Origin of the sequence: Pseudomonas rhizozeae (assembly GCF_031583775.1) — a bacterium.
Lineage (GTDB): Bacteria > Pseudomonadota > Gammaproteobacteria > Pseudomonadales > Pseudomonadaceae > Aquipseudomonas.
Map to the genome: position 1 here is coordinate 70435 of NZ_JAVLSB010000047.1, position 13330 is coordinate 83764.

Below are 13330 nucleotides of genomic sequence, written 5' to 3' on the forward strand. Positions count from 1 at the left end.
CCACGGGGATGCGCTACCATGGCCCTCCCTTTTTTTGTTGCCTGCCACCATGCACTGTCCCTTCTGCGGTGCCAACGACACCAAGGTCATCGACTCGCGTCTGGTCGCCGAGGGCGAACAGGTGCGCCGCCGGCGTGAATGCCTGGCCTGCGGCGAGCGTTTCACGACGTTCGAGACCGCTGAACTGGTGTTGCCGCGCCTGATCAAAACCGACGGCAGCCGTCAGCCCTTCGACGAAGAAAAACTCCGCGCCGGCATGCAGCGCGCGCTGGAGAAGCGCCCGGTGAGTGTCGAACGCCTGGAATCGTCGCTGGTGCACATCAAGCACAAACTGCGGGCCACGGGGGAGCGCGAGGTCAAATCCCTGGTGGTCGGTGAACTGGTGATGGCCGAGCTGCAAAAGCTCGACGAAGTCGCCTACATCCGTTTCGCCTCGGTGTATCGGCGCTTCCAGGACCTCAACGAGTTCCGCGAAGAAATCGATCGCCTGGCCCGTGAGCCGGTAAAAGAATGACCACGACCCCTGAGCAAGCCGTCCTCGACGCCCACTACATGGCCCGCGCGCTGGAACTGGCGCGGCGCGGCCATTACACCACCCATCCCAACCCCCGTGTCGGTTGCGTGGTGGTGCGCGACGGGCAGATTGTCGGCGAAGGCTGGCACGTGCGCGCCGGCGAGCCGCACGCCGAAGTCCACGCGTTACGCGCGGCGGGTGACAAGGCCCGTGGCGCCACCGCTTACGTCACGCTCGAGCCGTGCAGCCATCACGGGCGCACGCCGCCCTGCGCCGATGCCTTGGTGCACGCCGGGGTGGCGCGGGTGGTCGCGGCCATGCAGGACCCCAACCCGGACGTCGCCGGTCGCGGTCTGCAACGCCTGGCCCAGGCCGGCATCGCCACCGACAGCGGCGTGCTCGAAGGCGAGGCGCGCAAGCTCAATCAAGGCTTCCTCAAACGCATGGAGCACGGCTTGCCGTTTGTGCGAGTGAAACTGGCCATGAGTCTCGACGGCCGCACCGCCATGGAAAGCGGCGAGAGCCAGTGGATCACCGGCCCGGCCGCGCGTTCGGCGGTGCAACGCCTGCGCGCCCAGGCCGATGTGGTGCTGACCGGCGCCGACACGGTGCTGGCGGACGGTGCGCGGTTGACCGTGCGGGCCGGGGAGCTGGGGCTTGATCCTCAGCAAACCGCCCTGGTCATGAGCCGCCCGCCGCTGCGGGTGCTGATCGACGGCCGCTTGCGAGTGCCGCTCAATGCACCGTTTTTCAAGGCCGGCCCGGCGCTGGTCGCGACCTGCGTAGCGGTCGAAGAACAGTATGCCAACGGCCCGGAATGCCTGATCGTGCCCGGCGATGATGGCCAGGTCGACTTGCGTCAATTGCTGGTCGAACTCGCTCGCCGTGACGTCAACGAAGTGCTGGTGGAAGCCGGCCCGCGTCTGGCCGGTGCGTTTGCGCAGCAAGGGCTGGTCGACGAATTCCAGATCTTTCTCGCTGGCAAATTTCTCGGTTCCTCGGCGCGGCCGCTGCTGGACTGGCCGCTCGCGCTGATGAAAGACGCGCCCGAACTGAAAATCACCGAAATCCGCGCCGTCGGCGATGACTGGCGAGTCACTGCCATTCCTTCGTTGGCAGCGAGCGTATAATTCCCGGCCATTGCGTTAGCGCTGGCCCTGTTCTCGAGGAGGACTCCATGTTTACCGGCATCATCGAATCCATCGGCAGCATTCGTGCATTGACCCCAAAAGGCGGCGATGTGCGGGTCTACGTCGAAACCGGCAAGCTCGACCTGAGCGACGTCAAGCTGGGCGACAGCATCGCGGTCAACGGCGTGTGCCTGACGGCGGTTGAGCTGCCCGGCAACGGCTTTGCTGCCGACGTCAGCCGCGAAACCCTCGACTGCACCGCGATGAACGACCTGAAAAGCGGCAGTCCGGTCAACCTGGAAAAAGCCCTGACCCCGACCACGCGCCTTGGCGGGCATCTGGTCAGTGGTCATGTTGACGGCGTTGGCGAAGTGGTCGCCCGCACCGAAAACGCCCGGGCAGTGGAGTTTCGCATCCGTGCGCCGAAAGACCTGGCCAAATACATCGCCCATAAAGGCTCGATCACCGTCGACGGCACCAGCCTGACCGTGAACGCAGTCGATGGCGCCGAATTCCTGCTGACCATCATTCCCCACACCCTGAGCGAAACCATCATGGCGTCGTACCAGCCGGGGCGCCGGGTGAACCTGGAAGTCGACTTGCTGGCCCGTTACCTGGAGCGCCTGTTGCTGGGCGACAAAGCCGCGGAGCCGGCGGCCAGTAACATCACCGAAAGCTTTCTGGCCGCCAACGGCTACCTCAAATCCTGAAGCTCTAATGTCGAAAAGGGGGTGCCTTGTGGCGCTCAATAGCATCGAAGAACTGGTTGAAGACATCCGCCAAGGCAAGATGGTCATCCTCATGGATGACGAAGACCGCGAGAACGAAGGCGATCTGATCATGGCCGCCGAGTGCTGCCAGGCCGAGCACATCAACTTCATGGCCAAGCACGCCCGCGGCCTGATCTGCATGCCAATGAGCCGCGAGCGCTGCGAAACCCTCAAGCTGCCGCTGATGGCGCCGCGCAACGGCTCGGGTTTCGGCACCAAGTTCACCGTTTCTATCGAAGCCGCCACTGGCGTGACCACCGGCATCTCCGCCGCCGACCGCGCGCGCACCGTGCAGGCCGCCGCCGCGAAGGATGCCAAGGCGGAAGACATCGTCAGCCCCGGCCACATTTTCCCGCTGATGGCCCAGGCCGGCGGCACCCTGGCCCGTGCCGGCCACACCGAAGCAGCCTGCGACCTGGCGCGCATGGCCGGTTTCGAGCCGAGCGGGGTAATCTGCGAAGTGATGAACGACGACGGCACCATGTCCCGTCGCGCCGAGCTGGAAGCGTTTGCCGCCGAGCACGACATCAAGATCGGTACCATCGCCGACCTGATTCACTACCGGATGATCCACGAACGTACCGTTCAGCGGATTGCCGAGCAGCCGCTGGACAGCGAACTGGGCCAATTCAACCTGGTGACTTATCGTGATTCCGTGGAAGGCGACGTGCACATGGCCCTGACCCTGGGCACCGTGTGCGCCGAAGAGCCGACGCTGGTGAGGGTGCACAACATGGACCCGCTGCGCGACCTGTTGATGGTCAAGCAACCGGGTCGCTGGAGCCTGCGGGCCGCGATGTCCGCGGTGGCCGAGGCCGGCAGTGGCGTAGTGCTGTTGCTCGGTCACCCGCTCGACGGCGACGTGTTGCTGGCGCACATCCGCGAAACCGCCGACCACACGGCGGTGAAAAAACCGACTACGTACAGCATTGTCGGGGCTGGTTCGCAGATTTTACGTGACCTCGGTGTGCGCAAAATGCGCCTGATGAGTGCGCCAATGAAATTTAATGCGATATCCGGTTTCGATCTGGAAGTTGTAGAATACGTGCCCTCCGAAGAATGACCGGGTATTGCCTGGCTTGAATTCGCGGTTAACACATCACTGAGGGACGCGTAGCAGACGCGTCCCGGCTCTTTAAGAGATCTAACGAATGACCCTGAAGACCATCGAAGGTACCTTCATCGCCCCTAAAGGCCGCTACGCCCTGGTCGTAGGCCGCTTCAACAGTTTCGTCGTTGAAAGCCTGGTCAGCGGTGCAGTCGATGCCCTGGTTCGCCATGGCGTGAGCGAAAGCGACATCACCCTCATCCGTGCGCCTGGCGCCTTCGAAATCCCGCTGGTTGCGCAGAAAGTCGCGCAGAAGGGCGAGTTCGCGGCGATCATCGCACTGGGCGCGGTCATTCGTGGCGGTACTCCGCACTTCGAATACGTCGCTGGCGAGTGCACCAAGGGTCTGGCCCAGGTGTCCATGGAATTCGGCGTGCCGGTCGCGTTCGGCGTCCTGACCGTGGACTCCATCGAGCAAGCCATCGAGCGTTCCGGCACCAAGGCCGGCAACAAAGGTGCTGAAGCTGCCCTGTCCGCTCTGGAAATGGTCAGCCTGCTGGCGCAGTTGGAGGCCAAGTGATTAGCGACGAAAGCGATCGTTTCAACCCGCGCGATCCAAAGCCTGCGGATGCCGGCAAGCCATCGAAAAGCGTCAAGCGTCGCGAGGCCCGTCAGCTCGCGACCCAGGCGCTGTACCAATGGCATATGGCCAAGCAATCGCTCAACGAGATCGAAGCGCAGTTCCGGGTCGATAACGATTTCAGCGATGTCGATGGCGCCTATTTCCGCGAAATCCTGCACGGGGTTCCGGCTAACAAGGACAAGATCGACGACGCGCTCAAGCCGTGCCTCGACCTGACCATCGAAGAGCTGGACCCGGTCGAACTGGCGGTGTTGCGCCTGTCGACCTGGGAATTGCTCGAACGCGTTGACGTGCCGTACCGCGTGGTGATCAACGAAGGCATCGAGCTGGCCAAGGTTTTCGGGTCCACCGACGGCCACAAGTTCGTCAACGGCGTGCTCGACAAACTGGCCCCGCGCTTGCGTGAAGCTGAAGTGAAGGCGTTCAAGCGCTAACCCGCGCTTGCAACCGCAATGGGCGAGTTTGAGCTGATCCGTCATTACTTCGCCGCCGCGCCCTGTGCGCAGGGCGGCGAGGGCGTTGCACTGGGGATCGGCGACGACTGCGCCTTGCTGGCGGTTCCCGCCGGGGAACAGTTGGCGATTTCCACCGATACGCTGGTGGCCGGTGTGCATTTCTCCGACCCTTGCGACCCGTTTCTGCTCGGTCAGCGTTCGCTGGCCGTAGCGGTCAGCGACCTGGCCGCCATGGGCGCCACCCCCCTCGCATTTACCCTAGCCCTGACCTTGCCGACCGTGACCGCCGCTTGGCTGGAAGCCTACGCCCGTGGTTTGAACGCCATGGCGCAGCGCTGCAAGGTAGCGCTGGTGGGCGGCGATACCACCCGTGGGCCGCTGAGCATCACCATGACCGTGTTCGGCGCCGTGCCCACCGGTCAGGCGCTGACCCGCAGTGGTGCGCAAGTCGGCGACCTGCTGTGCGTCGGGGGTGAACTGGGCAATGCTGCTGGCGCCTTGCCGCTGGTGCTGGGCCAGCGCACGGCCGAGACGGCGATTGCCGATCCCCTGCTGGCGCATTACTGGTCGCCGAGGCCACAACTGGCACTGGGCCTGGCCTTGCGCGGCAAGGCAACCTCGGCGCTGGATATCTCCGATGGCTTGCTCGCCGACTGTGGGCACATCGCCCTGGCGTCGAAGGTGGCCATTCAAGTTGAACGGGACAGGCTGCCGCTGTCGAAGGCTTTAGTCGCCTTGCTCGGCCAGGCAGATGCAGAACACGCGGCCCTGGCCGGGGGCGATGACTATGTGCTGGCATTTACCTTGCCGCCCACCGAGTTGCCAGCGCTGCTTGCCGCCGGCTGGCCGGTGCATGTGGTCGGTCGCGTAGTGGCGGGGCAGGGCGTGACGCTGCACGATGGCGACGGACAGGACATCACCCCGCTGACCCGGGGCTACCAACATTTTCGGGAGACACCGTGACAGATCATCCCAATCAGGTTCCGGCGGAATTCGTACCGCCGTCGGTCTGGCGCAATCCCTGGCATTTCCTGGCATTCGGCTTCGGTTCGGGCACATTGCCCAAGGCGCCGGGCACCTGGGGTTCTTTAGTTGCGCTACCCTTTATCCCGTTGTGGCAGATGATGCCCGACTGGGGCTACTGGCTGATGCTCGGCATCACCATGCTGTTCGGCTTCTGGCTGTGCGGCAAAGTGGCCGATGATTTACGCGTGCATGACCACGAAGGCATCGTCTGGGATGAGATGGTCGGAATGTGGATCACCCTGTGGCTGGTGCCGGAAGGATGGTACTGGTTGCTGGCAGGGTTCCTGGTGTTCCGCTTCTTCGACATCCTCAAGCCCTGGCCGATTCGCTGGATCGACCGTCATGTGCATGGCGGCGTGGGCATCATGCTTGATGACGTACTGGCCGGGGTCTTCGCCTGGCTGGCCATGCAGGGGCTGGTCTGGTTGTTCGCCTGAGGCCCTGGTACGGGGCGCGTTGGAATCTGAGGGGGCAAAGGATGGCTGGACGCGGTGTTTGGATGGCGATTCTGGCGCTGTTGTTTTGCGCTGTGGTCCGGGCGGGTAACGAGTCGCCGCCGCCGACGGTGATTCACCTGGCCAGTGAAGAGTGGGAAGACTATACCGGCGCCGATGGCCGAGGCCTCGGTTGGGACGTGTTACGCGCGGTCTTCGAGCCGGTCGGGGTCAGGGTCGACTTCCGGACCGTGCCGTACACCCGCTCCGTAGGCCTGGCGCAATTGGGCGAAGTCGACGCCTGCGTCGGCGCCTACCGCGATGAGAACGAAGGGGTACTGTACCCGCGCTGGAATTTCGACACCGACCAGATTTATGCCCTGGGCCTGGCGTCCAGCCCGGCGCCCTCAGCGGAAAATATCGGCAGCTACCGACTCGCCTGGGTGCGCGGCTACAAGTACCAGAACTACCTGCCGAACGTGCATAAGTACGATGAAGTGATCCGCCGCACGGGCATCCTGTCGATGCTGACGCACAACCGTGCCGACTTCTACATCGATGCCCTGCCCGAGGTCGACTACGTGCTCGGCATGGCCAAGGATCCCACCCAGTTCCGCAAATCACACGTGGCCCAATTGCCGCTGTACCTGTGCTTCGCCAATACTCCGAGAGCCAGGACGCTGATGGCGCTGTTCGACCAGCGCATGGAGCAGTTGGTGAAAAGTGGGGAGCTGAAGCCGATCTTCAAGCGTTGGGGCCAGCCGTATCCCTTTGCTGGCCAGTGACTTGGCCCATGCGTGCGGCGGGCGCACTATCAAACTTATCGATACTTATCCTCGATAATTCAGCCTAAGCGTCTGCTTAAACCTGCTGTTACAATGCCGCCTCTGCGAATCTCCAGTCCCATACTGATCAGGAGCACAACGGTGCCCGTCGTTTTTGTCGCCGCTTGCAAGCTGCCCACCCCTTTTGCGCAATTCACCATGCATGGCTTTCTCGATGAGGCCACTGGCCGCGAGCACGTTGTGCTCAGCCTCGGCGACTTCGCCGATGGCGCTCCCGTCCTTGGCCGGTTGCACTCCGAATGCCTGACCGGCGATGCCTTGTTCAGCCAGCGTTGCGACTGCGGCTCGCAACTGGAGGCCGCGCTGAAAGCGATTGCCCGCGAAGGCCGTGGCGTGCTGCTGTACTTGCGTCAGGAAGGTCGCGGCATCGGCCTGCTGAACAAAATCCGCGCTTACGAATTGCAGGACGGCGGGGCCGACACCGTTGAGGCCAATGAGCGCCTCGGTTTCGCTGCCGACCAGCGCGACTACGCCATGTGCCTGCCAATGCTGCAGCACTTGGGCGTCAGCTCGCTGCGCCTGATGACGAACAACCCGCGCAAGGTCAAAGCCCTGACCGACATGGGCATCGTGGTCGCCGAGCGCGTACCGCTGCACACCGGCCACAATCCGCACAACAAACTGTACCTGGCGACCAAGGCCAGCAAGCTCGACCATATGATGGGCAACGAGCATCAGGGCGAGGTCGACCGCGCGTGACTCGCGGTCAGGTGCGGCGCCGGTTGTCCTTCAGTTGGTGGCAATATTTCGCCATGGCGTTGCTGCCACTGTTCGTGATCAATGGCGTGTTCGGTGAAAGCGAGGCGATTCTGCCGGTGTTGGCCATGCCGATGTTTATCGCCGGTGTGGCGTCGATGTTTGTCAGTTTGAAGTTCTTCGGCCGCTACAAACATGCACTGATCGCCACCCAGAAAACCCTCGATACCCCGGACGAACCCGGCGCCTGGATCGCTTTGGCGGCCACGCGACGCGCGGCGTTTCTCGCGGCGGGGTTGCCGGCGTGGATCGGCGCCCTGGCAGTATTTGTCGGCCTCGAAGCGGTGCCGTTGATGTTGCTGGCGTTGTCGACCGCGGTGCTGTTCTACCTCTACCGTATCCCGCGTCAACTCGGCTGATGCGCCGCACTTGGCTGGCGGTGCTGCTGGCCTTCGGTGGCCCGGCGCTGGCGGTCGAACGCGTGGTCAGCCTAGCGCCGTCGCTCTCGGAAATCGTCGTCGAACTGGGCTCGGCCGATCTGCTGGTCGGGGTGCTCGATGCCGGCGAGCGTCCCGCTGAGCTGCGCGATATTCCCTCCGTGGGCCGCTACGGTCAGTTGGACATGGAGCGCTTGCTCAGCCTCAAACCGGATTTGCTGCTGCTCTGGCCCGGCAGCGTCGGCCCGGCGCAGCGCGATCAGCTCAGTCGGCTGGGCATTCCCATCTATGTCGCCGAACCTCACAGCCTGGAACAACTCGCGGCGCAGATCGAGGCCATCGCCGACCGACTCGGCCGACCTGAGCGTGGCCAGGCGCTGGCCGCCGATCTGCGCCAACGGCTGGCCAGCCTGCGCCAGCGCTATCGCCGCGACGAGCCGGTGGGCGTGTTTTACCAAGTCTGGGATCGGCCGCTGTACACCGTCGGCGGCGGCCAGATCATCAGCGATGCGTTGGCGCTGTGCGGCGCGCGCAATCTGTTCGCCGACCTGACATTGCCGGCGCCGCAAGTCAGCGTTGAAGCGGTGTTGCAGCGCAATCCGCAGGTGATCCTCGCGAGTGATCAGGCGCAACTCGACGCGTGGAAAGCTTGGCCGCAGATGGACGCGGTGAAGCAGGGGCGACTGTTGTTGGTCACCGATAAAGGCCTGGAGAGGCCGAGCGGGCAGATGATCGAGGCGACCGCCGCACTGTGTGCGCTGGTTGCGCCGGAGCGCTAACGTCGCTGCACCGCCAGTGCTAGTAAGGTTTCGACCACTGTGAATGGGATGACCTGAACTGTCGACTAATCGCCGAGCCTCCTGGGAATACTCTGACAGCTTCTAATGGTGAGATTGATTAGGCTTGTCCAAATTGCGCCGCCGAGCAGGGCCGAGCGCAAAGCCTTTCGATCAATCCACTCAGGACTATCCATGCGTTTGCTCATTGCCAGTGTTGGAGTACTTTCCGTTTTATTGACCGGGTGCGGCACCGTCAAAGGAGTGGCGACGCTGATGGCATTTATCGACCACCCGTTGGTGACCGCTTCTGAGCGTGGTGGGACTAAACAAGACATCCTTGCCATCGAGCAGCCCAAACTCATCACGTCTATTCGCGGTGGGACCGCCCAGTGTTTTGATTACAAGTTGAAAAACAAAGGCAAGAAGACTGATTTCTTCGTCGCCTTTACCGACAAGAGCCAGATCAATGCCAACGGCTTTTCGACCTGTGCCCAGGCGCTCGCCGGCGGCAGACTCAACTCCAACAAATTGCCTCGACAAAAATAAGCGGTACGCTCGGGGTGATTACCACGCTGGGGTCCAAGTCACCCCAAACACCCACGCCCGGCCTTCCTCGCGATAGCCATCCTGCCCGCCGTCATAACTGTACAGCGCGCGGCTGTAACCCTTGTCCAGAAGGTTATCGACTTTCAACTCCAGCCTGACCTCGCGATTCAGCGCCCAACTGCTGCGCAATCCCAGCAGTGCATAACCGCCCAATGGCTGGGTGTTGCCGTTGTCGTCGTAGCTGCTGCTGACCGCTTGCCAACTGGCACCGAGGCCGAGGCGATCGAATTGCCGATCAAGGTCCAGGCTCAGCGTGCGCCGCGCGCGACGGGCCAGGGTGTGGCCGGTGTCGCGGTCGCGCGGGTCGATGATCGCCACTCCGAGGTTGCTCTGCCAGCCAAACACATCCTGCTTGAGCGCCGCTTCGAAGCCATTGATCCGTGCCGAGGCGACGTTTTCCGGGCGGTTGCTGCTGCCGAAGATGATCGCGTCCTCGAGGTCGGTGCGATAAAGCGACGCTTCCAGGCGCGCACTGTCTGTCAGTTGGCTGCGCCATTGCAGCTCATAGCTTTTGGAGGTTTCGGGCTTGAGATCGGGGTTGCTGAAGTCGGGGTAATACAGGTCGTTGAAGGTCGGCGCGCGGAAACCTTCGCTATAAGTCAGCAGCAGGTCGTTGTTCGGGTTGAGCGGCAGGGTGAAGGTGCCGCTCCAACTGTTCTGGCCGCCGAATTGCTGGTTTTGGTCACGGCGCAGCCCGAGTTCGGTGGAAAAAACCTCGGCTTGGAAACGATGCTGGATAAACGCCGCGCGGTTCCAGCGGCTGTCTTCGTCGAACGCGGTGCTGCTGTTGACCCGATCTTCATACCAGTCGCCACCGACGATCAGGCTGTTGCGCGCATCGAGGCTCAGGTCGTTCTGCCAGTTCAGCGAGTCGCGGTAGGTGTTGAACACCGTGCGCTCGTCGCTGAGTTTGTCGAAGGTCTTCTCCCGGTTTTCGCTGTGGCCGAGTTCCAGGCGCGATTTCCAGCGCTCATTGATCCGCCCGTCAACGTAAGTGCTGAAACTGCTGACGGCGAACTCGCTGTAAGGCTGCTGTTGCACGGACTCGAAGGTGACGGGGTCGAAGCGCCCAAACGGGTTGTCGAATTCGCTTTTGCCGCGGTTATCCAGCAGGTTCGCGCCGACTTCGAGGTCATCGTTGACGGCATGACTGAGGCTCAGGCTCACGGATTTACTGCGGTAAGCGTCGTGATCGCCGTCGCTGGGGTAGGAGGCGTGGGTGCGGTCGATGCCGGCGGTGTCGTCGAGGCTGGCCCCGAGGTTGAAGCGGGTTTGCTGATCGCCACCTGACAGGCCCAGGCTACGTTCCCAGGTCTGGTTGCTGCCGACACCGACGTGCAGGCGCGGTTGCAAGCCTTGTTCGACGCCGCGTCGGGTGAAAATCTGGATCACGCCGCCAATCGCATCACTGCCGTAAATCACCGAGCGCGAGCCGCGCAGCACTTCAACCCGTTCGATCTGCTCGATGTTCAAGTGTTGCAGGTTGCTGTCGCCGGAGGTCGAGTTGCCGATCCGCTGGCCGTCCACCAGCACCAGGCTTTGCGCCGACTGCGTGCCGCGAATATAGATCCCCGGCAAACTGCCGCGCCCGCCGGTCTGGCTGACCTGCACGCCCGGTACGCGCTGCAACAGATCGGTGACGCTGCCGGGTTGCAGGCGTTCGATGTCGTCGCGGGTGAATACCGTGTTGGCGGCACTGCTGTCATTGCGCGCTTCGACCTGCCGGTTGGCGCTGATCAGCACGTCCGGCAGCTTCAGCGCTTGGTCGCGTTCGAAGCTCTCGGCGAATACATGGGCGGTGGGCAGCAGGATCAGGGGCAGGGCGAGGCGGGAAAAATTCATGAGCGTTCCGGAATAAGGCACGGACAACTGTGGGAGCGAGCCTGCTCGCGAAGGCGGCAGGCCAGCCAACTGACCAGTGACTGACAGACCGTTTCGCGAGCAGGCTCGCTCCCACAGGGTGGGGCGATTAGATATTCAGCAACGCCATCCGCTGGCGCACCGACGCCTCGATCCCCGCCTCGTCCAGCCCGCATTCCGCTAGCATCTGCGCCGGTTTGGCATGCTCGACGTAGCTGTCGGGCAGGCCCAGATGCAGCATCGACTTGAGAATGTTCTCGCGGGCGAGGAATTCGCTGACTGCGCCACCGGCGCCGCCCATGATTGCGTTTTCTTCAATCGTCACCAGCAGCTCATGGCTGGCCGCGATTTCACGCACCAACGCTTCGTCGAGGGGTTTGACGAAGCGCATGTCGACCACGGTCGCGTCCAGGGTTTCGGCGACTTTCAGCGCTTCGGCCAGTTGCACGCCGAACACCAGCAGGGCGACCTTGCTGCCCTGGCGACGGATCACGCCTTTGCCGATCTCGAGCGGTTCGAGGTCTTTGTCGATGCTCGCGTTCGGGCCGCTGCCACGGGGATAGCGCACGGCGGCCGGGCCGTTGTACAGGTGGCCGGTGCTGAGCATTTTGCGCAGTTCGTTTTCATCGCTCGGGGTCATCACCAGCATCCCGGGGATGCAACGCAGGAACGACAAGTCGAAACTGCCGGCGTGGGTCGGGCCGTCTTCGCCCACCAGGCCGGCGCGGTCGATGGCGAACAGCACGTCGAGGTTCTGCACCGCGACGTCGTGGATCAACTGGTCGTAGCCGCGTTGGAGGAAGGTCGAATAAATCGCCACCACCGGTTTCGCGCCTTCACAGGCCATGCCGGCAGCAAGGGTCACCGCGTGTTGCTCGGCGATCGCTACGTCGAAATAGCGCTGCGGGAAACGTTCGCTGAAGGCCACCAGGTCGGAGCCTTCCTTCATCGCCGGGGTAATGCCGACCAGCCGCTCATCCGCAGCGGCCATGTCGCACAGCCAATCACCGAACACCGCGGAATACTTCGGCCCGCCGGCCTTTTTCGGCGCGGCGGCGGGGGCGTCCAGCGGTTCGAGCTTGGTGATGGCGTGGTAGCCAATCGGGTCGACTTCAGCCGGGGCGAAGCCCTTGCCTTTCTTGGTCACCACGTGCAGGAACTGCGGGCCTTTGAGGTCGCGCATGTTGCGCAGGGTGGCGATCAGCGTCGGCAGGTCGTGGCCGTCAATCGGGCCGATGTAGTTCCAGCCAAGTTCTTCGAACAGCGTGCCGGGGACGAGCATGCCCTTGGCGTACTCTTCGGTGCGGCGGGCGATTTCCCAGGCGCCGGGCAGACGCGACAGCACTTTCTTGCTGCCCTCGCGCATGCTGGCGTAGGTACGGCTGGAGAGGATTTTCGCCAGGTAATTCGACAGCCCCCCGACATTGCGCGAGATCGACATGTCGTTGTCGTTGAGGATCACCAGCATGTTGGCGTTGACTTCCGGCGCGTGGTTCAACGCTTCGAAGGCCATGCCGGCAGTCAGTGCGCCGTCGCCGATTACTGCGATTGCCTTGCGGTCACTGTTCTGCAAGCGGGCGGCAATGGCCATGCCCAGGGCGGCGCTGATCGAAGTACTGGAGTGGCCGACGCCAAAGGTGTCGTACTCGCTCTCGGCGCGACGAGGGAACGCCGCCACGCCGTCCTTTTGGCGCAGGGTGGCCATGCGCTCGCGGCGCCCGGTGAGGATTTTATGAGGATAGGCCTGATGGCCAACGTCCCACACCAACCGGTCGTCCGGGGTGTCGAAGACGTAATGCAACGCGATGGTCAGCTCGATCACGCCCAGGCCAGCACCGAAATGCCCACCGGTCTGGCCGACCGTGTAGAGCAATTCCAGGCGCAATTCATCGGCCAGGGTTTCCAGCTCGGCTTCACCTAACCGGCGCAGGCCGTCCGGCGTGTTGGCACGGTCGAGCAGGGGCGTGGTCGGGCGCTTGCGGGGAATGTCATGAAACGTCGTGGGCATCAGGCGAATCGTTATAGGTATAAAAGATGCCGCAGTTTACCTGATGCATCGGCCCCTGCCCACGCGTTGCATTTAACTT

15 protein-coding genes are annotated in these 13330 nt (G+C 63.1%); 13 read left to right on the forward strand and 2 right to left on the reverse strand.

Annotated features, from left to right (window positions below; translation table 11 throughout):
• The first annotated feature begins 49 nt into the window (after positions 1 to 49).
• The 13 genes from nrdR to RG836_RS15940 all read left to right on the forward strand — a co-directional run bounded on the left by nrdR (position 50) and on the right by RG836_RS15940 (position 9323).
• Positions 50 to 514 carry a transcriptional regulator NrdR gene (nrdR, locus tag RG836_RS15880; protein ID WP_003228656.1) on the forward strand — a complete coding sequence of 155 codons (465 nt, stop codon included), beginning with the start codon at positions 50 to 52 and terminating at the stop codon, positions 512 to 514.
• Positions 511 to 1644 (forward strand): bifunctional diaminohydroxyphosphoribosylaminopyrimidine deaminase/5-amino-6-(5-phosphoribosylamino)uracil reductase RibD, encoded by a 1134-nt coding sequence (gene ribD / locus RG836_RS15885; protein WP_310847165.1) that lies wholly within the window; start codon positions 511 to 513, stop codon positions 1642 to 1644. Before nrdR ends, ribD begins: the two co-directional genes overlap by 4 nt.
• A 47-nt stretch (positions 1645 to 1691) precedes the next feature.
• Entirely contained in the window at positions 1692 to 2354 is a 663-nt protein-coding gene (locus tag RG836_RS15890; protein ID WP_310847167.1) for a riboflavin synthase, read from the forward strand.
• Between the two features lie 28 nt (positions 2355 to 2382).
• Complete coding sequence (ribBA, locus tag RG836_RS15895) at positions 2383 to 3477, forward strand: bifunctional 3,4-dihydroxy-2-butanone-4-phosphate synthase/GTP cyclohydrolase II (RefSeq protein ID WP_310847170.1); 1095 nt, start codon at positions 2383 to 2385, stop codon at positions 3475 to 3477.
• An 88-nt stretch (positions 3478 to 3565) separates the two neighbouring features.
• A complete protein-coding gene (gene ribH, locus RG836_RS15900) occupies positions 3566 to 4042 on the forward strand; it encodes a 6,7-dimethyl-8-ribityllumazine synthase (RefSeq protein WP_077045597.1) in 477 nt (158 codons plus the stop codon).
• Complete coding sequence (gene nusB, locus RG836_RS15905; RefSeq protein WP_310847174.1) at positions 4039 to 4539, forward strand: transcription antitermination factor NusB; 501 nt, start codon at positions 4039 to 4041, stop codon at positions 4537 to 4539. Before ribH ends, nusB begins: the two co-directional genes overlap by 4 nt.
• A gap of 18 nt (positions 4540 to 4557) precedes the next feature.
• Entirely contained in the window at positions 4558 to 5523 is a 966-nt protein-coding gene (gene thiL / locus RG836_RS15910) for a thiamine-phosphate kinase (RefSeq protein ID WP_310847177.1), read from the forward strand.
• The gene (locus RG836_RS15915; RefSeq protein ID WP_310847179.1) at positions 5520 to 6023 is read left to right on the forward strand and encodes a phosphatidylglycerophosphatase A family protein; all 504 of its coding nucleotides are present in this window, start codon (positions 5520 to 5522) and stop codon (positions 6021 to 6023) included. Before thiL ends, RG836_RS15915 begins: the two co-directional genes overlap by 4 nt.
• 41 nt (positions 6024 to 6064) lie before the next feature.
• Positions 6065 to 6805, forward strand: a complete 741-nt coding sequence (locus RG836_RS15920; protein WP_310847182.1) for a substrate-binding periplasmic protein — start codon at positions 6065 to 6067, stop codon at positions 6803 to 6805.
• A 141-nt stretch (positions 6806 to 6946) separates the two neighbouring features.
• Positions 6947 to 7564: a GTP cyclohydrolase II gene (gene ribA, locus RG836_RS15925; protein WP_310847184.1), complete on the forward strand. Its 618-nt coding sequence runs from the start codon at positions 6947 to 6949 to the stop codon at positions 7562 to 7564.
• Entirely contained in the window at positions 7561 to 7980 is a 420-nt protein-coding gene (locus RG836_RS15930; protein ID WP_310847186.1) for an MFS transporter, read from the forward strand. The genes ribA and RG836_RS15930 overlap by 4 nt, the downstream gene beginning before the upstream one ends.
• Positions 7980 to 8777 carry a cobalamin-binding protein gene (locus tag RG836_RS15935; protein ID WP_310847188.1) on the forward strand — a complete coding sequence of 266 codons (798 nt, stop codon included), beginning with the start codon at positions 7980 to 7982 and terminating at the stop codon, positions 8775 to 8777. Before RG836_RS15930 ends, RG836_RS15935 begins: the two co-directional genes overlap by 1 nt.
• 192 nt (positions 8778 to 8969) lie before the next feature.
• A complete protein-coding gene (locus tag RG836_RS15940) occupies positions 8970 to 9323 on the forward strand; it encodes a hypothetical protein (protein WP_310847190.1) in 354 nt (117 codons plus the stop codon).
• Between the two features lie 18 nt (positions 9324 to 9341).
• Here the strand turns inward: RG836_RS15940 and RG836_RS15945 are convergent, their stop codons facing one another.
• Both RG836_RS15945 and dxs read right to left on the reverse strand, forming a co-directional pair.
• Positions 9342 to 11225: a TonB-dependent receptor domain-containing protein gene (locus RG836_RS15945; protein ID WP_310847192.1), complete on the reverse strand. Its 1884-nt coding sequence runs from the start codon at positions 11223 to 11225 to the stop codon at positions 9342 to 9344.
• 127 nt (positions 11226 to 11352) lie between these two features.
• Positions 11353 to 13251, reverse strand: coding sequence for a 1-deoxy-D-xylulose-5-phosphate synthase (gene dxs, locus RG836_RS15950; RefSeq protein ID WP_310847194.1), 1899 nt, complete (start codon positions 13249 to 13251; stop codon positions 11353 to 11355).
• Positions 13252 to 13330 lie beyond the last annotated feature (79 nt).

Bases quoted from the DNA above. Each gene is read 5' to 3' on its own strand.
- nrdR (WP_003228656.1), top strand. From the start codon at position 50: ATGCACTGTCCCTTCTGCGGTGCCAACGACACCAAGGTCATCGACTCG.
- ribD (WP_310847165.1), top strand. From the start codon at position 511: ATGACCACGACCCCTGAGCAAGCCGTCCTCGACGCCCACTACATGGCC.
- RG836_RS15890 (WP_310847167.1), top strand. From the start codon at position 1,692: ATGTTTACCGGCATCATCGAATCCATCGGCAGCATTCGTGCATTGACC.
- ribH (WP_077045597.1), top strand. From the start codon at position 3,566: ATGACCCTGAAGACCATCGAAGGTACCTTCATCGCCCCTAAAGGCCGC.
- thiL (WP_310847177.1), top strand. From the start codon at position 4,558: ATGGGCGAGTTTGAGCTGATCCGTCATTACTTCGCCGCCGCGCCCTGT.
- RG836_RS15920 (WP_310847182.1), top strand. From the start codon at position 6,065: ATGGCTGGACGCGGTGTTTGGATGGCGATTCTGGCGCTGTTGTTTTGC.
- RG836_RS15935 (WP_310847188.1), top strand. From the start codon at position 7,980: ATGCGCCGCACTTGGCTGGCGGTGCTGCTGGCCTTCGGTGGCCCGGCG.
- RG836_RS15940 (WP_310847190.1), top strand. From the start codon at position 8,970: ATGCGTTTGCTCATTGCCAGTGTTGGAGTACTTTCCGTTTTATTGACC.
- RG836_RS15945 (WP_310847192.1), bottom strand. From the start codon at position 11,225: ATGAATTTTTCCCGCCTCGCCCTGCCCCTGATCCTGCTGCCCACCGCC.
- dxs (WP_310847194.1), bottom strand. From the start codon at position 13,251: ATGCCCACGACGTTTCATGACATTCCCCGCAAGCGCCCGACCACGCCC.